General features: G+C 38.6%; 21 protein-coding genes. 16 read left to right on the plus strand and 5 right to left on the minus strand.

The window, feature by feature from the left end:
- Positions 1 to 55: 55 nt before the first annotated feature.
- The 9 genes from R0J88_RS10030 (at position 56) to R0J88_RS10070 (ending at position 8,956) form a co-directional block, all read left to right on the plus strand.
- On the plus strand, positions 56 to 1,135 hold the full coding sequence (locus R0J88_RS10030) for a pilus assembly protein PilM (RefSeq protein ID WP_006793098.1): 1,080 nt from the start codon (positions 56 to 58) through the stop codon (positions 1,133 to 1,135).
- The gene (locus R0J88_RS10035) at positions 1,123 to 1,695 is read left to right on the plus strand and encodes a PilN domain-containing protein (protein WP_410899814.1); all 573 of its coding nucleotides are present in this window, start codon (positions 1,123 to 1,125) and stop codon (positions 1,693 to 1,695) included. Before R0J88_RS10030 ends, R0J88_RS10035 begins: the two co-directional genes overlap by 13 nt.
- Positions 1,685 to 2,290, plus strand: coding sequence for a type 4a pilus biogenesis protein PilO (locus R0J88_RS10040; protein WP_006793100.1), 606 nt, complete (start codon positions 1,685 to 1,687; stop codon positions 2,288 to 2,290). The genes R0J88_RS10035 and R0J88_RS10040 overlap by 11 nt, the downstream gene beginning before the upstream one ends.
- Entirely contained in the window at positions 2,287 to 2,826 is a 540-nt protein-coding gene (locus R0J88_RS10045) for a pilus assembly protein PilP (protein ID WP_006793101.1), read from the plus strand. Before R0J88_RS10040 ends, R0J88_RS10045 begins: the two co-directional genes overlap by 4 nt.
- A complete protein-coding gene (locus R0J88_RS10050; RefSeq protein WP_039036262.1) occupies positions 2,813 to 4,906 on the plus strand; it encodes a type IV pilus secretin PilQ in 2,094 nt (697 codons plus the stop codon). The genes R0J88_RS10045 and R0J88_RS10050 overlap by 14 nt, the downstream gene beginning before the upstream one ends.
- A 184-nt stretch (positions 4,907 to 5,090) precedes the next feature.
- Positions 5,091 to 5,609: a shikimate kinase AroK gene (aroK, locus tag R0J88_RS10055; RefSeq protein WP_006793103.1), complete on the plus strand. Its 519-nt coding sequence runs from the start codon at positions 5,091 to 5,093 to the stop codon at positions 5,607 to 5,609.
- 30 nt (positions 5,610 to 5,639) lie between these two features.
- Positions 5,640 to 6,710 carry a 3-dehydroquinate synthase gene (aroB, locus tag R0J88_RS10060; protein ID WP_410899815.1) on the plus strand — a complete coding sequence of 357 codons (1,071 nt, stop codon included), beginning with the start codon at positions 5,640 to 5,642 and terminating at the stop codon, positions 6,708 to 6,710.
- Positions 6,711 to 8,033, plus strand: coding sequence for an SPOR domain-containing protein (locus R0J88_RS10065; protein WP_410899816.1), 1,323 nt, complete (start codon positions 6,711 to 6,713; stop codon positions 8,031 to 8,033). It abuts the gene before it with no gap.
- 53 nt (positions 8,034 to 8,086) lie between these two features.
- The gene (locus R0J88_RS10070; protein ID WP_276753646.1) at positions 8,087 to 8,956 is read left to right on the plus strand and encodes a Dam family site-specific DNA-(adenine-N6)-methyltransferase; all 870 of its coding nucleotides are present in this window, start codon (positions 8,087 to 8,089) and stop codon (positions 8,954 to 8,956) included.
- Here the strand turns inward: R0J88_RS10070 and R0J88_RS10075 are convergent.
- Positions 8,901 to 9,086 carry a DUF2970 domain-containing protein gene (locus R0J88_RS10075; protein ID WP_074210163.1) on the minus strand — a complete coding sequence of 62 codons (186 nt, stop codon included), beginning with the start codon at positions 9,084 to 9,086 and terminating at the stop codon, positions 8,901 to 8,903. The genes R0J88_RS10070 and R0J88_RS10075 overlap by 56 nt on opposite strands.
- A 3-nt stretch (positions 9,087 to 9,089) precedes the next feature.
- Positions 9,090 to 9,386: a hypothetical protein gene (locus R0J88_RS10080; RefSeq protein WP_410899817.1), complete on the minus strand. Its 297-nt coding sequence runs from the start codon at positions 9,384 to 9,386 to the stop codon at positions 9,090 to 9,092.
- Between the two features lie 205 nt (positions 9,387 to 9,591).
- Here R0J88_RS10080 and rpe point away from each other — a divergent pair, with 205 nt between their 5' ends.
- From rpe to trpS, 3 genes are read left to right on the plus strand one after another with little or no spacing between them, the layout of a single operon-like run.
- On the plus strand, positions 9,592 to 10,275 hold the full coding sequence (gene rpe / locus R0J88_RS10085) for a ribulose-phosphate 3-epimerase (RefSeq protein ID WP_010557964.1): 684 nt from the start codon (positions 9,592 to 9,594) through the stop codon (positions 10,273 to 10,275).
- Complete coding sequence (locus R0J88_RS10090; RefSeq protein ID WP_276753649.1) at positions 10,275 to 10,940, plus strand: phosphoglycolate phosphatase; 666 nt, start codon at positions 10,275 to 10,277, stop codon at positions 10,938 to 10,940. Before rpe ends, R0J88_RS10090 begins: the two co-directional genes overlap by 1 nt.
- Positions 10,941 to 10,971: 31 nt before the next feature.
- Positions 10,972 to 11,976 (plus strand): tryptophan--tRNA ligase, encoded by a 1,005-nt coding sequence (trpS, locus tag R0J88_RS10095; RefSeq protein WP_006793110.1) that lies wholly within the window; start codon positions 10,972 to 10,974, stop codon positions 11,974 to 11,976.
- Between the two features lie 113 nt (positions 11,977 to 12,089).
- On the opposite strand, the gene R0J88_RS10100 is transcribed toward trpS, so the two are convergent.
- Together R0J88_RS10100 and R0J88_RS10105 are read right to left on the minus strand one after the other, a co-directional pair.
- A complete protein-coding gene (locus tag R0J88_RS10100) occupies positions 12,090 to 13,010 on the minus strand; it encodes a TraB/GumN family protein (RefSeq protein ID WP_410899818.1) in 921 nt (306 codons plus the stop codon).
- Positions 13,011 to 13,043: 33 nt separating this feature from the next.
- Positions 13,044 to 13,409 (minus strand): hypothetical protein, encoded by a 366-nt coding sequence (locus R0J88_RS10105; RefSeq protein WP_410899819.1) that lies wholly within the window; start codon positions 13,407 to 13,409, stop codon positions 13,044 to 13,046.
- 281 nt (positions 13,410 to 13,690) lie between these two features.
- Between R0J88_RS10105 and R0J88_RS10110 the strand changes: the two genes are divergently transcribed.
- Positions 13,691 to 15,835, plus strand: a complete 2,145-nt coding sequence (locus R0J88_RS10110; protein ID WP_410899820.1) for a winged helix-turn-helix domain-containing protein — start codon at positions 13,691 to 13,693, stop codon at positions 15,833 to 15,835.
- 81 nt (positions 15,836 to 15,916) lie between these two features.
- On the opposite strand, the gene uvrA is transcribed toward R0J88_RS10110, so the two are convergent.
- The gene (gene uvrA, locus R0J88_RS10115) at positions 15,917 to 18,736 is read right to left on the minus strand and encodes an excinuclease ABC subunit UvrA (protein WP_008131688.1); all 2,820 of its coding nucleotides are present in this window, start codon (positions 18,734 to 18,736) and stop codon (positions 15,917 to 15,919) included.
- 161 nt (positions 18,737 to 18,897) lie between these two features.
- Between uvrA and R0J88_RS10120 the strand changes: the two genes are divergently transcribed.
- From R0J88_RS10120 to R0J88_RS10130, 3 genes are all read left to right on the plus strand, one after another.
- Positions 18,898 to 20,265 (plus strand): MFS transporter, encoded by a 1,368-nt coding sequence (locus R0J88_RS10120; RefSeq protein WP_410899821.1) that lies wholly within the window; start codon positions 18,898 to 18,900, stop codon positions 20,263 to 20,265.
- A 20-nt stretch (positions 20,266 to 20,285) separates the two neighbouring features.
- Positions 20,286 to 20,987 (plus strand): single-stranded DNA-binding protein, encoded by a 702-nt coding sequence (ssb, locus tag R0J88_RS10125; RefSeq protein WP_006793117.1) that lies wholly within the window; start codon positions 20,286 to 20,288, stop codon positions 20,985 to 20,987.
- Between the two features lie 218 nt (positions 20,988 to 21,205).
- Positions 21,206 to 22,888 carry an EAL domain-containing protein gene (locus tag R0J88_RS10130; RefSeq protein WP_410899822.1) on the plus strand — a complete coding sequence of 561 codons (1,683 nt, stop codon included), beginning with the start codon at positions 21,206 to 21,208 and terminating at the stop codon, positions 22,886 to 22,888.
- The last annotated feature ends 39 nt before the right edge of the window (positions 22,889 to 22,927 follow it).

A 22,927-nucleotide genomic window follows, 5' to 3' on the forward strand; every position in this document is an offset into this window, starting at 1 on the left:
TTTCAGAAAAAAATTATAACTTGTTTATTATTAAAACAAAGGCCAAGTTGCAAACATGCTAAGTCAACTATTTCAAAAGCCGTCGCCAATGATGGTAGGAATTGATATCGGATCGCACTCGATTAAAGCGGTGCTTCTGAGAGAAATTGAAAGTGGATTTCGATTAGAAGCGCTAGCAATTGAGCCTATGCCTAAAGGTGCGATGAGTGAACGAACGATTCAAGATATTGAAGCGATTGGTAATGTAATAACAAAATTAAAAAGAAAATTACCTAAGTCACTTAAAAATGCAGCAGTGGCGGTGTCAGGGCAAACGGTTATTACAAAAGTAATTTTTATGGATGTGTCGTTGAGCGATGCAGAACTTGAATCTCAAATTGAAATTGAAGCAGATAGTTTAATACCTTACCCACTCGATGAAGTTAGCTTAGACTTTGAAAAGCTCTCTACTAACGAAGCTGACCCGAGTAAAATGAATGTATTACTTTCAGCTGCCCGAACAGAAAGTGTTGAAGCACGTGTTGGCGCATTAGAAGAGGCTAATCTCGATACTAAGATTGTTGATGTAGAAAGTTACGCCTTAAGCCGTGCGATGGACGTTTATTATCAACAGCTACCAAGCGATGCCTTCAATAAGTGTGTTGCTGTTGTAGATATTGGTGCCGTACTCATGCTTGTAAGTGTTGTGCAAGCTGGTGAAACTATTTATACACGTGACCAGGTTTTTGGTGGTGATCAATACACAAATAGTATTGTTAACTACTACAACAAAGGGTTTGACGAAGCTGAAATAGGTAAAACATCAGGCGACTTACCTCCTAATTATACTTTTGAGGTATTAGCACCATTTCAAACAGCGTTGCTTCAGCAAGTACGTAGAGCGGTGCAAATGTTTTTAACAACGAGTGGCAAAGAACAAATAGACTATATTGTGCTTACCGGTGGAACTTCTATGATCAAAGGGCTTGATCGCTTATTAATTGAAGAATTAGGTATACACAGTGTTGTTGCAGAACCGTTTGCAAATATGGAAATTTCTCCAAAAGTAGATCGTAATGTTATGCAACGTCACCGAACACAGTTTGCAATTGCAACAGGTTTGGCATTAAGGAGCTTTTCATCATGCCACATATAAATCTATTGCCTTGGCGAGAACTGCAGCGCGAAGAATCTAAAAAGAAATTTTTAACCATACTAGTTGGAATTGTTTTAGCTTGTTTTTTAAGTATGTACTTATTAAGTATGTTTTACAGTGCATTAAAAGACGGGCAAAACTTAAAAAATAATTACTTAAGTTCTGAAATAAGCATGCTTGATCGAAAGATCAGTGAGATTAGAGAATTAGACAAACGAAAAGAAAACCTACAGCAGCGAATGCGATTAATCGAAGAGCTGCAAAGTAGCCGTAACCTTGGCACACAAATTATGGATGAAGTAACAAAAATAGTACCTCAAGGTATTTACTTAACAAAGCTGGAGCGCAGAGGGAACCAGATTTATGTACTTGGCCGAAGTGAATCAAATAACCGTTTATCTACTATGATCCGCCAGGTACAAAGTTCGTATTTGTTAGAGCGTTTGACCATGCAAGATATTGTTGCAGGTGATCAGTCTTCGCGTTTACTAAGCGACTTTAGTATGGAGTTTTACGTAAAACCATTTGATGAGATTGGTGAGGTACGTAATGAACCTTGATTTTAAAGCGCTTGGCGAAATAGATTGGAATGAAATTGAGTTAGACAATATTGGTGATTGGCCTGCTGCTGTAAAAGTAATTTGCTGTGCATTTGTTGCTGGGCTCATATTATTTTTTAGCTATAGCTTGTTAGTTTCTGATGAGATTGATAGCTACCATAATGCGGTATCAAAAGAGGTCGACTTAAGAAGTACCTACAGAACAAAATACGCTGTAGCGAGTAAGCTAGATATTTATCGCCAACAAATGATAGAAATGGAAGATAAGTTTTCTCAATTACTTAAGCGGTTACCGACATCAAACGAAATACCCGGCTTACTTGACGATTTATCTTATGTTGGCACAACGAGCGGTTTAACATTTTTAAAAATTGGTTGGTTACCTGAAGTAGAGAAAGAGTTTTATACAGAGCTACCTATCAAAATAGAAGTAGTAGGTACTTATCATGAATTTGGTGAATTTGTTGGCAAAGTTGCTCAGTTACCACGAATAGTTAGTTTGCATGACTTTTCTATTACGTCTTCTGGCGAAAAACAACTAACATTTAGTGTTGTAGCAAAAACTTACCGCTATGAAGAAGGAGTTAAAAAATGAGGCTCCTTCATTTAATGCCGCTATTGGCTGTTGTTGCGTTAGTGGGGTGTAACGACGATACCTCGGAACAAAAAGAGTTTATTGACCAGGTAAAAGCAAGCACAACGCCTAAAGTTGAGTCGATTCCTGAACTTACTCAATTTGAGATTTTTGAATATAGTGCTGGAAATTTACGAAGTCCATTTGTGGCACCTCAACCTGAAATAATTCAGAACAAACTGACGCAAATAAAAAACTGTTTACACCCTGACCCAGACAGGCGCAGAGAGCCATTAGAAAAATACCCGTTAGATAATTTAGCAATGAAAGGTACAATTGGTTCAAGTGGTCAAGTTTGGGCGCTTATAACTGCTGCAGATGAAACATTACATCGTGTAACGATTGGTAATTATTTGGGCAGTTACGATGGCAAGGTAAAAGCTGTGAGTAACGATTTTATAGAATTAGTTGAATTAATCCCTGATGGGTCTGGTTGTTGGAAAGAGCGCCTGACTAAACTGGAAATGTTAGAGGCGGCAACTGATGGCGCAAATTAATAATAAAAAAGGTAAAAATAACATGCATAAGGATGTTCTTTGGTTTAATCGCATTGCGAGAGCCTTATTTGCAACAGCCGCTTTGGTTTGTGCTAACAATGCTTTGGCAGGACCATTGCTTTACGATGTACGTTATAACCCATTACTTAAAGGTGAAACCGAACTACAGCTTGTTTTCGACGAAGAGATAACTTTAGAACCACAAATTCAAGTATTTAACAGCCCAGCGCGTATTGAAATGTTTTTTGATACCGCAGAGTTAGAATTAGGATTAAATGACGTTGAAGTTAATCAAGCAGGTATTAGTAGTGTCACCAATGTGTTATCTGAGCAAGGTTTAAAGGTAACAGTTAATCTAGACAGATTAAAAATGTATGAAACAGAAGTTAATAACAACTTAGTTTCAATACGTGTATCGGATAACCCATTAACCGGTTCAGTAACTGAAGATGAAGCCGTTCTGACAGGTGATGTGAGTGGAAACTACATTAACCGCATCCAATCTATTGATTTTAGACGTGGTGAGAAAGGTGAGGCAAAGGTACTTGTATTTTTACAAGACACTCAAGCTGCTATAGAGGTTCACGAAAGTGGCGGCAAAATTTACGCAGATTTTCACCATACAGATATTCTGGACGATCTACTTTATGAGTTAGATGTTTTAGACTTTGGTACTATTGTTAGTACTATCGAAACATTTAAAGAAGAAGGGCGAAGCCGCGTTGTTATAGAACCTAATGCCGAGTTTACATTCACGTATCAGCAAATAGACAATATTCTTACCCTCACTGTTGAAAAAGATGAAACTCAAAATGCTTACCTAGATGGTGGTAAAGAGTATCAAGGTCGACCAATGACCTTAAACTTTCAAGATATTTCAGTCCGTGCAGCATTACAAATTATCGCAGGCTATAACGACTTTAACTTAGTAACAAGTGATTCTGTTACCGGTAACATTACCTTGCGCTTAGATGGCGTGCCGTGGGACCAAGCACTTGATGTCGTATTACGTATAAAAGGGTTGGACAAGCGTATGGATGGCTCTATCTTAATGGTAGCGCCAGCAGAAGAACTTGCAGCCCGTGAAGCAAAAGATCTAAAAGCAAAGCAGCAAGTTGAAGATTTAGAGCCGCTTTACAGCGAATATATGCGATTGAATTATGCCAAAGCTGAAGACTTTGCTGACTTACTTAAAACAGATATTAATAGCATCATTACCCCACGCGGAAGTGTGTCGGTTGATCAGCGTACTAACACTTTACTCGTTAAAGATACTGTTAAGAGCATAGAAAATATTAGACGTATGATTGAAACCTTGGACATACCGGTTCAACAGGTTGTTATTGAATCTCGTATGGTAACAGTGCGTGATAACGTAACTGAGGACCTAGGTGTTCGTTGGGGATTTAGCGATCAGCAAGGTAGTGATGGCATATCTGGTTCTTTAGAAGGTGCTGAAACCATTTCAAATGGGGTAATCCCTGACTTAACAGATAGATTAAATGTAAATCTACCTATTACAAACCCAGCGGCAAGTATAGGCCTCCACATAGCAAAACTTGCCAACGGGACATTAATCGATTTAGAGTTAAGTGCGCTTGAAGAAGAGAATAAAGGCGAGATTATTGCAAGCCCGCGTATTATTGCTGCCAATCAGCAAAAAGCGCGCATTGAACAAGGTACTGAAATACCCTATACAGAATCAGCTTCTAGTGGTGCAACAACGGTAAGCTTTAAAAAAGCAGTACTTAGTTTAGAGGTGACACCACATATAACGCCTGATAATAAAGTAATTTTAGACTTAATTATCACGCAAGATACACGTGGCGATACTGTACAAACAGGTACCGGTGAGGCCGTTTCGATAGATACTCAAGAAATTCAAACACAAGTATTAGTAGAAAACGGGCAGACTATCGTACTGGGTGGGATTTTCCAACAGCAGATAATCAACACTACAAATAAAGTGCCAGTGTTAGGTGATATTCCTTATGTTGGTAGGTTGTTTAAAAGCACCAGTGAATTTAATGAAAAGCGTGAATTGCTTATTTTCGTGACACCAAAAATACAAATAGATTAAAATAAGGTACTTTTTTGTTAATCAACGGGTGATTATTTAGTTTAATTGCTCGTTATGTGGCTTTTTATTCTAATTGACTTGAAATACCCCTGCAATTACTGAGATAATCCCCTCCTTAATTTTGGGGCCAGGTCGTTAGGCGGGGTTTTATTTCAAATTTTAGAGTTCGTTTGTACTAAAAGATATGGCTGAGAAACGTAATATATTTCTAATTGGCCCCATGGGGGCTGGAAAAAGCACAATTGGTCGTCACATTGCCGATCAATTACACCTTGAATTTGTTGATTCTGATCAAGAAATCGAACGCCGCACGGGTGCAGATATTGCCTGGGTATTCGATCTTGAAGGTGAAGAAGGCTTTAGACTTCGTGAAGAATCTGTTATTGGCGACCTAACTGAAATGCAAGGTATTGTACTTGCTACAGGTGGTGGTTCAGTAATGAGTAAAGAAGTTCGAAACAAGCTTTCGGCTCGTGGTATCGTTGTATACCTAGAGACACCTATTGAAAAGCAAGTTGCACGCACACAACGCGACAAGCGTCGCCCGTTACTGCAAACAGAAGAAGCACCTCGTGATGTACTAGAGCGCTTAGCAGAAGAACGCGAACCGTTATATAAAGAAGTGGCTGATTTTGTTGTACGCACTGATGAGCAAAGCGCTAAAGTTGTTGCAAATCAAATCATTGAGAAACTAGATTTTTAAAACCAATACATAATAAAGGATTAGCTGAGCATGCTTAAATTAACTGTTAATTTGGACGAGCGAAGTTATCCTATTTATATTGGGCAATCTGCACTTCAAGATAATGGCCGTCTAATTCATCATATTGGTGATTGTCGGCCTATCATCATTACTAATGACACAATTGAACCTTTATATCTACAAGGCTTACTTGATTCATTAGCTGAATTAAATCCTCTTTCCTTTATCATACCTGATGGTGAGCAATACAAGTCACTAGAGTGGTTTGAAAAAATATCCGCTTTTTTACTGCAAAATAATTGTGGTCGCGATACTTGTTTGATTGCATTAGGTGGTGGCGTAGTTGGTGATTTAACTGGTTTTGTAGCTGCATGTTATCAACGTGGCGTGCCGTTTATTCAAATACCTACAACACTTTTATCGCAAGTGGATTCATCTGTTGGTGGAAAAACAGCGGTGAACCATCCGTTAGGAAAAAACATGATTGGGGCTTTTTATCAGCCACAAGCTGTTTTTATTGATACTCAGTCTCTTCATACACTCCCAAAAAGAGAGTTTGCGGCAGGAATGGCTGAAGTTATCAAGTATGGTTTAATATACGATACCGAGCTTTTTACTTATTTAGAGCAAAATATTGGAAACTTACAGCAGCTAAATGAAACATGCCTGCAGCATATCATTTATAGGTGCTGTGAAATTAAAGCGTTAATCGTTGCTGAGGATGAAAAAGAACAAGGTCTCAGAGCATTGCTAAACCTGGGGCATACCTTCGGCCACGCAATTGAAGCCCAAATGGGTTATGGTAAGTGGCTTCATGGTGAAGCTGTTGCTACGGGTATGGTGTTAGCTTCTCAGTTAGCTCACACTCGAGGTGACTTAACGCAGCAGGATGTAGCGCGTATTGTGGATGTTATTAAACAATATAACTTACCAACTGAAGTACCTGCAGATATGACGAGTGAACAATTTTTATTGCATATGCGCAAAGATAAAAAAAATAAAAAAGGAACTATCCGTTTTATTTTACCCACTCAATTTGGTCAATGTGCACTGGTAGACAATGTATCTGACGATCAAGTCCGAGCATTAATCGAGCACTAAATGCAGTCACAAATTTTACCAAGCCGTGCGGCTTTGGTGGATAGAATCGCACTGCAATTTGAATATGGTCAAAACCTTATTATTTTACTGGGCACATCAGGCCTAGGAAAAAGCTATCTGCTTGAAACCTTTATTACCGATAAATACAACGACTTTAATAAAGCATTTGTACAGTCGAGTGCAAAATTGACAGACGCTCAGTTAATGAGCGATCTATTAGAGCAAAGCTTTAACAACCCGTTGGTTGATCATAATTTAAGTTTGTCTGAAAATTTTTATCAGTTACTTAATCAACAGCAACCGGGCTCCTGTTTATGGGTTATTGACGGTGGTAGGCACTTATCAGAAGAGTTTTTAGTTGAGCTGGAGCTGCTAGCTAAAAATAGCCCAATCACTCTTTATATTATGATTGCCTCAGCTGCAAAGTTACCGGTTGAACATGCAGTTGAAATTCATCTTGAACGCCTCCCTCTTCATGAAAGTAAGCAGTTAATGGGATGGTACTTTGAAAAGCTTCCTCACGATGAAGATCCTGTTTTCCAAGCTTTTTTAGCTGAAGCTAATGGTAATCCTAGTTTATTGCTTGCATGGCAACAAGATGAGTACATCGCAGATGTCAAAGTTAAAGATAAAGTATCATGGCGTGTACATTTACTGGTACTTATGTTGCTCATTATGTTCTTAATTATAGGCTTGTTATATAAGTCAGATATGAGTGATTGGTGGCAAAAGCATTATGAGCAAGGCACCATTGAGGTTGATAGCACTGCTATTCCAGTGAGCCAGGCTATTGCACCTATACCTGACACAGTAACAAAAGAAAAAGTAGCCGACATAAAGCCTACCGCTGAAGGTGAAAGAAAAAACGATATATCCGCGATCATGCAAAGCTTAAATGCAGGCAACGAGATCAATGAGCCTATTAGCTCTGATACACTCATAAAAGATGAACCTGTTAAAGAGCTTGTGCAATCAAAAGTTAACAATGAGGTTGATGCATCATCAGTGCAACTGCCCATAAACGAAGTTAGCTCATGGTATTCTAAGCAAAATGATTCAAATACGGTGATTCAGTTACTTGCAGTAACACAAAAGCAGGTTGTAGATGATTTTATAGAGCAGTATGCACTCCAATTAACAGCGTACACTTATCAAACTCAAAGAAATGGTAAAACATGGTGGGTGGTGACAACCGGCAGTTTTACAAGCATGAATGATGCACAGCAAGGTATGAAAAACCTACCTGCAAGTATCTTAAAAAATAAGCCGTTTTATAAAAAAATTAGTAAAATAAAACAAGAAATTGCACTAGTTGATCAGTAATATAAATCGCTTTAGTGTAAAATCGCGCAACATCAGATTGAAGTAAAGAACCAATGCAGCAAAAGAGTAGAGCCTTCCTTAAATGGGCTGGCGGAAAATACAGTCTCGTTGATGATATTAACGCGCGATTAAACCAAGCAAGTTCGCATGCTGATACCTTGGTTGAACCTTTTGTTGGTGCCGGTTCCGTTTTTCTAAATAGCGATTTTAAGCATTATATTCTTAACGATATTAATGCTGATTTAATCAACTTATATAAAGAATTAAGAAATTCACCCGATGAGTTTATTAGTGATGCAAAAAAGCTATTCGTTGATTTAAATAACCACCCCGATGCGTACTACGAATACCGAGTTCAGTTTAATCAAAGCCGTGATGTATATGAGCGGTCAATGCTATTTTTATACATGAATCGTTTTGGTTACAACGGCTTATGCCGTTATAACTTAAAAGGCATTTTTAATGTACCATTTGGTAAATATAAAAAGCCTTATTTTCCTGAAAAGGAAATGTACTTTTTTGCTGAAAAAGCACAGCAAGCGACCTTTACATGCTTAGGCTACGATGACGTATTTAAACTAGTTCCTAATAACGCGGTTATTTATTGCGATCCACCCTATGTCCCTTTGAGTAAAACGGCTTCGTTTACTTCTTATGCTAAGGGCGGGTTTAATTTAGATGATCAGGCTAATTTAGCTAATTTGGCAGAAAAAGCGGCGTTTGAAAATAACACCCCAGTGCTTATTTCAAATCACGATACAGTATGGACACGGAAAATATACAGCCAAGCATCACTTGATCAAATTCAAGTAAAAAGGACGATAAGCCCTAAGGGCGGAACTCGTAATAAAGTAGGCGAGTTAATGGCTATGTACTTACCACTAAAACAACCACAGCGTAAATTGAAAGCGCAAAAGCGATAAATAGTATTATCGCAATAGCAATGATTGAGGAAATAGAGTGTTCTTGAAAATCTGCGCGGCGCTTTTGTTCTGATTGAACACCAAAAAATGCGGCTAGCACACTTTGCAACGCGCTAATAAAGTGCCGCATTTTCTAGAATAAAGGCTTTAAAGAAGGTGTTTTCTTGCTGTCGTCTGAGCTTGTTAATAACTCAAGTAAATCCAAGTAGTGAAACTGAGCGCTGCGGCTATCACCAGTGATCCAAGAAAACCAAGAAGAGTCTTCTTCAAGTACGTGTATACAAGGTTTAATTGTGTTTATTTCGTGTGTTGATTGCGGAGCACAATTATTAACCGAGCTTAACTCTTGCCCTGAACTTGGCGTAAAATTTACTACCCCAATAACTAATAATGCAGATGCAATTAATATCCCAATTTTAAAAGCGCGCATGATTTGAACCTAATATTTTGTTACTTTTTTAAGCATAACAAAAACTGCTCAAATAACAAACTTGTTTCTAATAAAGACTATTAATTAAATGTCAAAAATAGCCACTTAAGCACTTCAAACGCAACAGTATTACGCTTTAGTTGCTTGGGTAACGTCATCAATTGAGTTACATTAACGTAATATTTTACTCATTGGTGAATCTGCTATGTTTAGCCCAGAACAAAAATACTTAATTGCCCCATCAATTCTTTCAGCTGATTTTGCAAAGCTTGGTGAAGATGTTGATAGCGTTTTAGCCGCAGGTGCAGATGTAGTGCATTTTGATGTAATGGATAATCACTATGTACCTAACTTAACGATTGGACCTATGGTGTGTAAAGCACTAAGGGATTATGGTATCACCGCGCCAATTGATGTGCATTTAATGGTTAAGCCTGTCGATAGCATCATTCCACAGTTTGCAGAGGCAGGGGCTTCAATAATTACTTTTCACCCAGAGGCGAGTGAGCATATTGATCGCACGATTCAATTAATAAAAGATCATGGCTGTAAAGCTGGCTTAGTATTTAACCCAGCGACCAGTTTAAGCTATTTAGATCATGTAATTGATAAGCTAGATACTATCTTACTCATGTCTGTTAACCCCGGATTTGGTGGGCAAAGCTTTATTCCTCATACACTTAAAAAGTTAGCGCAGGCAAAGCAACGAATTGTTGAGTCAGGTCGAGATATTCGACTAGAAGTGGACGGTGGGATTAAGGTGGATAATATCGCTGCAGCAGCTCAGGCCGGTGCAGATATGTTTGTAGCAGGCTCTGCTATTTTTAATCAGCCAGACTACAAAGTAGTTATTGATCAAATGCGTAAGCAACTTGAGAGTGTAAAATAATGCAGTACGATGCGGCATTTTTTGATTTGGATGGCACACTAGTCGATAGTGTATATGACCTATATATCTCAATTAACTTAACATTAAGCGACTTGGCATTTCCTATTGTAAGCCAACGTCTGGTCGAAAGCTGGGTAGGAAATGGTATAGATATGTTGGTAAAGCGGGCACTGAGTGGTGATATGCAGGTTAGTGAGCATTTAGATGAATCACTAACTAATAAAGCCATTGCACAGTTTCATAAGCATTATGAACAACAGGTAGGCCAATACAGCGTGTTATACCAACATGTTGAAACAGGGCTTGCAGCTTTACGTGGTATGCAAAAAGCATTGATAACTAATAAGTCTCGAATTTTTACTGAAAAACTTCTTGATAAGTTAGCACTTACCAATCATTTTGAGCTTATTATTTGTGGCGATGATATGGCAAAAAAACCGTCACCTGAACCATTATTGTTTGCGTGTAAAAAGCTAAATATTGAGGCCTCTAAAGCAATAATGATTGGCGATTCTAAAAGCGATATACTTGCTGCTAAAGCGGCGTGTATTGATGTAATTGCAGTAGGCTATGGCTATAATCAAGGTGAAAACCTTGCTGATTATAATCCACAGTACCTATGCGATAACTTCTTAGATATAATACCTGTCCTAACACAGCGTTAAATATTAATAATTAAGTAAATAAAGGAAAATCATGAGTAAACCAGTAGTTTTAAGCGGCATTCAGCCAACCGGTGGTATGACAATAGGCAACTATGTTGGCGCTATTAACCAGTGGCTAAAGTTACAGGAAGATCACGAAAGTTTCTTTATGTTGGTTGACTTGCATGCTATCACCGTTCGCCAAGAACCTGAGTTATTACGCTCTCGTGTACTAGATGGTGTTGCGTTGTATGCTGCGTGCGGTATCGACCCTGAAAAGTCAGCGTTATTTGTTCAGTCTCAAGTGCCAGAACATGCACAGTTAGCGTGGGTGCTTAATTGTTATGCGCAAATGGGTGAACTTAACCGCATGACCCAGTTTAAAGATAAGTCGTCAAAGCATGCTAACAATGTAAACGTGGGCTTATTTTCGTACCCAGTATTACAAGCAGCTGATATCTTACTTTATCAAGCCGATCAGGTACCGGTAGGCGAAGATCAAAAACAACACTTAGAGCTAACGCGTGACATAGCGACGCGCTTTAATAATTTATACGGTGACGTTTTTAAGCTGCCTGAGCCTTACATTCCTGAGTTTGGGGCGCGTGTAATGAGCCTACAGGATCCACTCAAAAAAATGTCTAAGTCTGATGAAAATCCAAACGGCTACATTATGTTATTAGATGAGCCTAAAAAGATTGAGAAAAAGCTTAAAAAAGCAGTGACCGATTCAGACGAGCAAGCGCGTATTTACTTTGACCGAACTGAAAAGCCAGGTGTATCTAACTTACTTACTTTATTAAGCGTAGCGACTAAGCGCTCAATAGAAGACTTAGTACCAGAGTTTGAAGGTAAAATGTATGGTCATCTTAAAAAAGATACAGCCGATGCAGTAGTAAGCATGATTGAACCAATTCAAGCTCGCTTTAAAGAAATTAGAGAAGATCAAAATTTACTTGATAACATAATGAAATCTGGAGCTGAAAAAGCCAGTGTACGTGCCGAGAAAACGCTTAAATCGGTATATGATGCATTAGGGTTTATTCCACGCGGATAGGTTTATTGAAATAAAAATGCCGCTTATTAGCGGCATTTTTCATATGGCACATATCAACATGATAGACCCAAATAAAAACAGTAGCGATACTGCTAATTTGTCTGTTTTATCCATTATTCGGCTCCTTTTACAGTTATGTCTTGTGCGTTATTAATGCTCACTAAAGAAACGCTGTAGCCTTTATTTTCAAGTAATGTAAGCAAGCTATCTTGGCCTACAAGGTGTCCAGCCCCAACTAGTACAAACTCACTACTGTCGTTATTAAACATTGCCTCTACTTTTGTTAACCAATTATTATTTCTATCTTTAAGTAGCTGCTTGTAGGTTTCTGGGTCATTTTTCTGAATATTTTCAACCGCTACCTTGTTTAGTGTGTCGGTATCACCTTCTCGCCATGCAGTTAATAATCCTTTAAATATATCATTATAGTTATTTAGCTCTGCTAGGTTACGTTTAATAAAGTCATTTTCGTTACCTTGACCCATTGTTTTAAATAACTCTAACTGAAACTCCACTGTTTCTAAGTAGTTTTTTGTTTTGTTGTCTTTAGTCGCTTTTTTCGTATAGTAAGCATCAACACCTTCACCTATTAAGTTTTGTTTTTGCAGTTCCATCGACATTAAGACGATACTCACCATGGCTGGGCGAAAACCATCTAACTTTTCGAGGTTAGCGCCAAACTCACTCAGTTTATTTTCGAGTGAAGCTTTAACCTCAGGCTCTAACTTTTCACTTAACGTTTCATTATTAGTATATGAAAGCGCGCCAAGCATTTGCATTTGAGCATTAGTATCAGCTGGGTCTGCTATTGGCGCTTCAAAAACAATTGTATCGGCTTGTTCATAGGCATGATTAAACTCAGCAGGTAATGGCATTTCAGCTTTAGGTAAAATATGTACAGTACCGCCAATAAATAACGAGTCATCTCCTTTGCTTACTTGCCATACAGAGCTTTGAGCTTGTGCTGTATTTGCTACCAAGCTGCAACCAAGTAAAACGCTGACAGACACTAATTTTTTTGTAAAATTTTTCATAATAACTTCCTAATACTTTAAAATTTGTTGTTTTTAGTTAGATAAAATATTGCTGAAATAAGCAGTAATTGACGATGTTACTTTTGAAAGGTTTTCGTCAATTTCTGTGTTTATTTTGCTCATTAAAGAATCAAGTTCAGCTGATATTTTTTCATCTATTGAAGAAAGCAGTGTTTGCGTATCGACATGAGTTTTTAAAGACTCAGTTGCATTTACTGTGTTAGTTTTTTGCTGCTTTTTGTTAGTTGGTTTGTTTGTTTCTGTATGTTCACCAATTACACACTGCTCAACGCTCTTTTTAAATATGTGTTGTTTCGTATCAACTGCGAAGGCTGATGTAGTATTAAAAGCAGTTACTAGTAGTAAAGTAGATAGACCTTTTTTCATTGTGCTGTTCATAATTAAACCTTTTATATTTTTAATTGCAGCTAATTTAGAATCGCAAATGATTTTTAGTAAGCTGCTTGTTGATGACGGTTTAAAGAATATCGCTGAATTTACTGAGAGTCGCTTATCTAGTTATGAGCAATTAATAGATAAGGTTTTAATCGTATTTAATTGTTTTAATTTAATGGGTTAGCGTAAAAACTTATATTGTTAATATAAGGTTTTAAATGCTTTTTATACACAATAATGAGTTGATGTGGTACGGTTTATAAAAATAAAAATACCTAAAGACTATGAATTATCAAATCGGACCTTGGCAATTTATAAGTAATCGCTGTGTGATTACTTCAAATAACTTAGAAAGGGAATTAGATCCACTTTTAGTAAAGTTATTACTGCACTTTGTAAATAAGCCTCAACAAATAGTTTCCCGCCAAGCGCTAATCGAAAGTGTATGGCAACAAAGCTATGTAGACGATAACGCGATTAACCGAGCTATCTCAGAGCTAAGAAAACAGCTTGCTCATCCAACTGAAAAAGCACCGCTTTTAAAAACGCATTACCGTAAAGGGTATAGCCTTACGGTAATACCTGAACAGTTAACACGAGAAAGCGTTACTGAAAAGCCTGTAAACTCAATATCTGACTCGGCTACTGACACTACAAATAGTGATGATTTTACTGCTGCGACTATTTCAAAACCTGTTCCAGAAAAGAACATCAAAACGCTTTTGGCTTATACGTTATTAGTCATCACCTGTATTTGCTCTATTGTGTGGTTGGTACTGTTTTATACAAGTGAAGGCGCTGGTGATGTAGTTAAACAAGTTACGGTAAATAAGGTTGCGAGTACGTGGAATATAGGTAGTGAGGTTCACCCTGAGCTATCTTCAGATAAACACTATTTAGCTTATACCAATGTTGAACCTGAACAGGATTTTAATCGTGCATTTGTTAAGCGACTTTCTGATCAGCGAGAAGTAGAAATTACATACCCTGGTTTTCAGGTATCTATTTTATCGTGGCAGCTAAACCAACATGCAGTGCTATTACAAGCGACAAACTTAAAACAGCAGCAATGCGAAATGGTATTAGTTGATTTAAGCCAGTTTCCTATTATTGGAGACGCTAAACTTATAAAAAAATGTGACCTCAGATACACAGGTTATGCGCAATTAGATCAAAATGGGGAGTATATTTATTATACCGAATACAAAAATGAGCAAGATGGCTCAGGGTTATACAAATTTGATTTAGAATTACAAAAGGAGTCGATTGTTATTCCTCCGCCAGGTGTAATGTATGGCGTAATAATGCCGCGTTTATCTCATTCGGGTAATAAAATAGCGTACATACTAAGCCAAAAAGGCCAGCCATTTTCTGTATTTAGTTACGACTTTAACACACGTGAGACTAAGCGATTATTTAAGGCAAAGAGAAGAACCATCAGTTTCGCGTTCGATTGGCTTTCAAATGATAAAGGCGTCATTGTGTTTGAAGACTCTGACCTTTCAAGTATTACGTTTAATGAAAATAATATAATTAAACATACTCTAAATGTTACCCCCGCAATTTCACCTTATTATATTGCAGTTCAGTCTGCTAATAGTCTGTTTTATTCAGCAAATAAAACACAAGCATTTTCATTAATTAAAGCAACAGATACCTTTGGCGACAATCCAGCTTATGAACCTTTGTATAAAAGTGATAATGACGACTACAGTATTGTTGAAGTAATAAATAAAGCAGGGCCAGCGCATGTTTTTGTATCAGAGCGCTCTGGTAGCAGCCAATTATGGATTGCTCAAAATGGGCTAACTAAGCAACTTAGTTTTTTTAATTACGACGATGACTCCTCTACCTATAAATTAAGAGGGTTAAAAGTATCTCCTAATAAGAGGCGTATATTATTAATAAAAAATAAGCGCTTTTCACTTTATGACCTAAGTACGCAAAAATTCTACCCGTTAGAGATGTTAAGTGGGCGTAAAATAGAGAGTTACATTTGGTCAAAAAATAACGAAAGTATTATTTATATTGAGCAGCTTGATTCAAAAAATAGAGTCGTTGAGTTGAACTTGCTAACCCGTGATACTCACGTAATTGAAGACATTAAAGCCAATAAGCTTATTTCAGATAGTGAAGGGAACGCTTACGCAATAACATTTGATCAGTTAATTCGTCTCTCAGATAAGCAAAGCTGGCCATTACCTAAAAATGCCAGAAAGGCGAATGTATATGGAGTAAGCAAAGACTATTTTTATTACTCAGATTCTATTTCAAGAATTGCTAGGCTCAATTTAAAAGAGGGTACCGTGCAAGATACACACGTGGACTTTCGGCCTATCACTTTTGAGGTGAGTTCAGATAACGAAATTTTATTTACGGGTGCTAAATACAAAGATATGCAAATTATACAAATTAGTTGGGATGAATAAAAATTTATCAAGGACTAGCAGTTGGGAGCTAAATATAAAAAACACCAAGTAGTTAAATTACTTGGTGTTTTTTTATTGGTATTAAAGCAATGGCTTTAGGTAATGACCTGTGTGCGAGCGTTCACATTCGGCTACTTCTTCAGGCGTACCTGCAATAAGTATTTCACCGCCGCCAGCGCCCCCTTCAGGGCCTAAATCAACCACCCAGTCTGCAGTTTTAACCACATCTAAGTTATGCTCAATAACCACGATGGTATTACCATGATCGCGGAGGCGATGTAGTACAACAAGTAGCTGTTCAATATCGGCAAAGTGAAGGCCGGTTGTTGGCTCATCAAGTATGTACAGTGTTTTACCTGTATCGCGTTTAGAAAGCTCACGGGCTAGTTTTACACGCTGAGCTTCACCACCTGAGAGTGTGGTAGCGGCTTGTCCTAAACGCACATACGATAAACCAACATCCATTAGCGTTTTAAGTTTACGTGCTATTGCAGGTATTTTATCAAAGTAGTCGTGCGCGTCTTCAACGGTCATTTCGAGTACTTGGTGAATGTTTTTACCCTTGTATTGCACTTCTAGAGTTTCGCGGTTGTAGCGTGCCCCTTTACATACATCACAGGGTACATATACATCAGGTAAAAAGTGCATTTCTACCTTGATTACGCCATCACCTTGGCAGGCTTCACAGCGTCCACCTTTAACGTTAAAACTAAAGCGACCCACTTTATATCCACGAGAGCGTGACTCTTGTGTACCCGCAAATAACTCACGAATACCCGTAAAAATACCGGTATAGGTAGCAGGGTTTGAGCGTGGTGTACGGCCAATAGGGCTTTGGTCAATATCAATTACTTTATCAAAATGATCAAGACCACTAATTGATTTATACGGTGCAGCTTCTGCTGTGGTTGCACCGTTTAATTCAGTATGCGCTAGTTTGAATAGCGTATCGTTTATAAGTGTTGATTTACCAGAGCCCGACACCCCTGTTATACAGGTCATTAACCCAAACGGAATTTTTAAATCGACATTTTTAAGGTTGTTACCTGTTGCGCCAAATAGCTCAAGCCATTTATCGCCGGTTGGGTTACGCTTTTTTGGTACTTCTATTTTTCGTACGCCTGATAAAAACTGGCCAGTTACTGAGTCTTTGGTTGCTAAAATATCGTCGCGTGTACCTTGTGCGATAATATGTCCGCCGTGAACACCCGCACCAGGGCCAATATCAATAATATGATCGGCGGCGCGAATGGCATCTTCATCATGCTCAACAACAATAACGGTGTTACCAAGGTCGCGTAAATGCACCAATGTTTGTAATAAACGGTCATTATCTCGCTGGTGTAAACCAATTGATGGCTCATCCAGTACGTACATCACACCTACAAGGCCCGCACCAATTTGGCTGGCTAAACGAATACGCTGCGCTTCACCACCAGAGAGGGTATCGGCACTGCGCTCAAGCGATAAGTAATTAAGGCCAACATTGATTAAAAATGATAAACGGTCGCGAATTTCTTTAAGAATTTTTTCTGCTATTTGTGCTCTTTGGCCACTTAACGATAAGCTCTCGAAAAAATCCATCGCTTCGCCAATACTCATGGTAGTAATAGCAGGTAAGTTAGTTTGGCCAATAAATACGTGGCGTGCTTCTTGGCGTAAACGTGAACCCTTACAGCTAGGGCAGGCTTGGCTGGTTTGATATTTAGCGAGCTCTTCACGTACTGAGTTTGACTCAGTTTCGCGATAGCGACGGTTCATGTTGTTTAACACGCCTTCAAACTCGTGGTTGCGTGTTATTAAATCGCCTCTGTCGTTACGGTAGTTGAAGGCTATTTTTGTACTGCCTGAACCTTCTAAAATAATTTTTTGAGAATCTTTAGCCAGCTTTTCAAAAGGTACGTCTAAATCAAATTTATAATGTTCTGCTACTGCTTGTAGCATTTGGAAGTAGTAAAAGCTGCGTTTATCCCACCCTTTAATAGCACCTCCGGCTAAGCTTAACTCTGGGTTATGCACTACGCGGTTAGGATCAAAGTACTGGCGTACGCCTAAACCATCACAACTTTGACACGCACCGGCAGGGTTATTAAACGAAAATAAACGCGGTTCTAATTCGGTCATTGCATAGCCACAGGTAGGGCAGGCAAAGTTGGCTGAAAACAGCATTTCTTCAATACTGCTGTCGTCCATGTAAGCTACATTTGCTACGCCGCCCGACATTTCAAGTGCTGTTTCAAACGACTCAGCTAAACGCTGCTGTTGACCGTCTTTTACCTTAAAGCGGTCAACAACCACTTCAATAGTATGTTTTTTATGAAGTTCAAGCGTTGGCGGATCTGATAAGTCGCACACTTCGCCATCTATTCGGGCACGGATATAACCTTGGCTTGCAAGCTGCTCAAGTAATTTAACGTGCTCACCTTTACGGTCTTTAACCACTGGTGCTAAAAGCATCAGTTTAGTGCCCTCTGGCAGCGCTAAAACGGTATCAACCATTTGGCTAATTGTTTGTGCGGCTAAAGGTAAATCATGTGTAGGACAACGAGGTTCGCCCACACGAGCAAACATTAAACGTAAGTAATCGTATATTTCGGTAATTGTACCTACGGTAGAGCGCGGATTATGCGAAGTTGATTTTTGTTCTATTGAAATTGCAGGAGACAGTCCCTCAATATGATCAACATCGGGTTTTTCCATCAAGGATAAAAACTGTCTTGCATAAGCAGAAAGTGATTCAACATACCGGCGTTGCCCTTCAGCGTATAACGTATCAAATGCAAGTGATGACTTTCCCGAACCAGATAGGCCTGTGATAACAATTAATTTATCACGTGGGATGGTTAGGCTGATGTCTTTTAAATTGTGCGTACGGGCGCCTCGGACTTCAATGTTTTCCATGCTATCTCGTTAATTACCAAAATTATTTACTGAGTATCTCATAATACGCTGCAATATTAATCCTTGATCATGAAAAATCCTTAGCTTTAAGCGATTAATTATTGCCAAGCTTGTGGTAGAATCCTTGCCTAATTTTTTCACATCGTAAGATTTTGCTGATAATGACTGCATCTTCACTTAATTCACGAGAAAAGCGCGCCGCTGTATCGCTAGCGAGTGTGTTTGCATTTAGAATGCTCGGCTTATTTATGCTGATGCCGGTATTAGCGATTTATGGCCAGTCGCTTGACGGTTTTTCACCTATTTGGATTGGCTTTGCTATTGGTGCGTATGGCCTAACGCAGGCTGTGTTGCAAATACCTATGGGCCGTTTGTCAGACAAAATAGGCCGTAAAAAAGTTATTATTGGTGGCTTAGTTGTGTTTGCTATTGGCTCAGTCATAGCCGCATTAGCTGAATCGATCCAAATGGTAACTGTAGGGCGTGCATTACAAGGCATGGGCGCTATTGCTAGTGCTTTGCTTGCATTTGCCAGCGACTTAAGCCGAGACGAACAGCGACCCAAAGTAATGGCGGTTATAGGTATGAGCATAGGCATGAGCTTTGCTTTTGCTATGTTATTAGGGCCTATTGTTGCCGCGTCGTGGGGTGTTGCTGGCGTTTTTTGGCTAACAGCAATACTTGCGGTATGTGGTATTTTTATTATTACGTTTTTAGTGCCCAAAGCGGTTAATAAAGCCCCCAAAGGCGACACGCTTGCAAGCTTTAGCGATATTAAAAAACTGATTAAACACCCGCAGTTAGCACGCTTAAATGCCGGTGTATTACTGTTGCATTTAACATTAACAACCATTTTTGTTGTGTTACCCAGCCAGCTAATAAAAGAAGGCCTAGCGGCAGAACAACATTGGTATTTGTATATTCCAGTCTTGCTTTTAGCATTTCTATTAATGGTGCCCATTATGATTGTGGCCATAAAAAAAGAAAAAGAAAAGCAAGCATTTATAAGTTCTGTAGCGCTGTTAACAGTCAGCATGCTTGCCATGTCAGTATGGATTAATAGTGTGGTAGGAATTGCAATATGTATGTTGCTTTATTTTGTTGCGTTTAACTTTTTAGAAGCAACAATGCCCGCGCTTGTCTCGCGCTTTGCGCCTGCTAGCCAAAAAGGGTCAGCCATGGGCGGGTACTCGTCTAGCCAGTTTTTAGGGGCTTTTTTAGGTGGTATTTTAGGTGGTTACGTAGCACAAACAATAAGTACGCAAGCTGTGTTTGCGGCAGCGGCACTTGTTGGGTTAATATGGCTTGTTGTTGCGTGGAAAATGGAAGTACCACCCAAAAGTAAAGTTATTAGTTTAATGACCAAATTAAGTACTGAGGAGCATGCCCAAACACTGGCTTCTCAGTTAGTTGCTTTACCCGGTGTAATAGAAGCAACAGTAGTACGCGACGAAAGCCGTAGCTACTTAAAGATTAATGATAAAGAATTTGACCTAGACCAAGCGCGAAAAGTCGCTGGTTTAATCTAACGTTTATAGGAGATGGTTTCATGGCACGCGGTGTGAACAAAGTAATTTTGGTTGGTAATTTAGGGCAAGATCCTGAAGTTCGTTACATGCCTAACGGTAACGGTGTAGCAAATATTACCTTAGCAACTTCAGACAGCTATAAAGATAAAAACACTGGCCAAATGGTTGATAAAACTGAATGGCACCGTGTTGTATTTTTTGGAAAACTGGCTGAAATTGTAGGCGAATATTGTCGTAAAGGTTCACAAATATACGTAGAAGGTAAACTTCAAACACGTAAATGGACTGATCAACAAGGCCAAGAAAAATACACCACAGAAATCGTTGTTGATGGCTTTACAGGTCAAATGCAAATGCTAGGTGCTCGCGGTGGAGACCAACAAAGTGGTGGCGGTTACCAAGGCAATCAAGGTGGCCAGCAAAACAGTGGTTATCAAGGTAATCAAGGTAGCCAACAAGGCGGTTATTCACAAAATAATCAAAACCAGCAAGGTAGTTATGCACCACAGCAGCAAGCTGCACCTGCTGCACAGCCTCAATCGGCGCCTGCACCACAGCAAAATAACCAGTATCAGCCACAAGGCGGTGGTTTTGCTCCACAGCAAAATAGTGCACCACAGCAGCAAGGTGGTTTTGCACCTAAGCCTCAAAATGCACCACAAGGCGGCGCATCAAATCCAATGGAACCAACAATAGATTTTGACGACGACATTCCGTTCTAACCAAAGACAAAAACAAGAATGTTGAAAAATTCTCTAGAAAGCCGCTAATAAGCGGCTTTTTTATGTCTTTCACTCCATCAATGTTAGCCAATTTTCTCGTGTTGCTAATAATGGTAATTAGCTTAAGTACTGTTTTACATTTAAAGTTAATTGACTACCTTGTGCTTATGGCTTTTTTGAACAACACTTTAGTGACTAATATTACGTGTGGGTGAGTTATGTCTAAGGGGCAGTATTGGTTATTAAGATATTTTAAGCCGATTTGTTTGGTCATGCTTGTTGTATCGCTTATTGGCTTTAACCTCATTTTAAGCAATGCGTTACATTTAAAAGTACATAGCGCTGGCCAGCAGCTCACAAAGCAAGTTTATGAGTTACAATTAGATGCCCCTTTGAATCAAAAAACACTGACTGTTTTAGCACAAAGCAATGGCTTTATGCTTGCACCTGAGTCGTCTTCCCTCCACTTTAAAAACATTATAAAGCCGCAGCTTGAGGTGTTTTCATATAAAACATTAAACTTAGGCCTTTACCATTCACCTGTGTGGATAATGGAAAGCTACTTATTTATTTTACTTAACCTGGTGATAGTGGGTGCCGCTATTTCATTATACCGTTGGGGAAGCGCTGCTAACTTTAGACAATTAAAACACCGAAGTCGTTATCACAAGACGACAAAATTGACTAGTAGTATTTCCAATTTAAATGTGGTTAAAAATGTTGAAAGTGAGGAGTTAGCCTCACTATATGCTGCCGCTGAACAGTATCATAGTTTGTTTGTTTTGGTCAGTTGGGAGTGTAAGTTTGACAAAAATACCGACTTAGAAACTAGTTTTAAAGTTTTTATTCTAAAAGGTATTCCAGAGATAAAAAAAGTAGCTGTGAAACTTATTAATCCAGACAAGCTAACCATTATGCTTTACAACGTACCTATTGCAGAGCTTGATCGGTATACGGAGCGTTTGCATAAAATAATTTTTAATGTGTGCCAAAGCCATCAAAAAAATACGACTCGTAAGCATGTTAAATTGGGTGCGTGTAATTTTCGTCTAGGAGCAGATCAATCAAAGGTTTTGCAAATAGCGCAGTCGGCCCTAACGCTTTCAAAAAATAGTATGTTATTACACCGTCACCGGTTGGCGCTGAGCAAAAGCCAAGAAGTGTTATTTTGTAATGAGCAGGTTATAAACAATATTAAGAAAAATAAATTTATGCTGTCTTTTCAGCCTGTTTTCGATCTGATTAGTGGTGATATTATCCAGCATGAGGCGTTAATTAGAGTAAGACACGACATGCATGGATTACTAGCTGCTCAGTATTTTATTAACCAAGTTGAGAGTAAAGATGACGCGTTAATTCTAGATAAGGCGGTATTGTCGCAAATACTAACACTTGTAATGGCAGAGAAGTCGCCTTTGAGCGTAAGTATTAATATGCATCCTAAAAACTGGCTTAACGATAAGTTTTGGAGCTGGTTAACCATGCAAATGGATAAGCTTAATCTAAGCTGTCAATTACAGTTTGAAATGAGTGAGTCTTTCTTTTGCAACAACAAAAATGCGTTATCAACTACGTTAAATACAATAAAAAAACACAGATCTAATATTATTATTGATAATGTAAAAACGAGTGAAAACATTCCTTTGCTTATTCACTGTGAAGAGGTAATAGGCCTAAAGCTAAGCTATGAACTCGTTCACTTAGTTAATGAAAAATCGCATAATCAAAAATGTATTAAAGAGATTGTTGATGCAGGTAAAATGCTAAACCTTCCTGTTTATGCCGTAGGCGTTGAGACTCAAAAAGAGCTCATTATGTTAACTAAATTGGGCGTTGCTGGCGCACAAGGTTTTTATTTTTCGGAGCCTTTACAAGAGCTAACTCAGGCTGTTTTTCATTAAAATATTTAAGCTTTGTAAATTAACGCCTTATGCAATGGG

It is taken from the genome of Pseudoalteromonas sp. SIMBA_162 (assembly GCF_046535955.1).
Lineage (GTDB): Bacteria > Pseudomonadota > Gammaproteobacteria > Enterobacterales > Alteromonadaceae > Pseudoalteromonas > Pseudoalteromonas marina.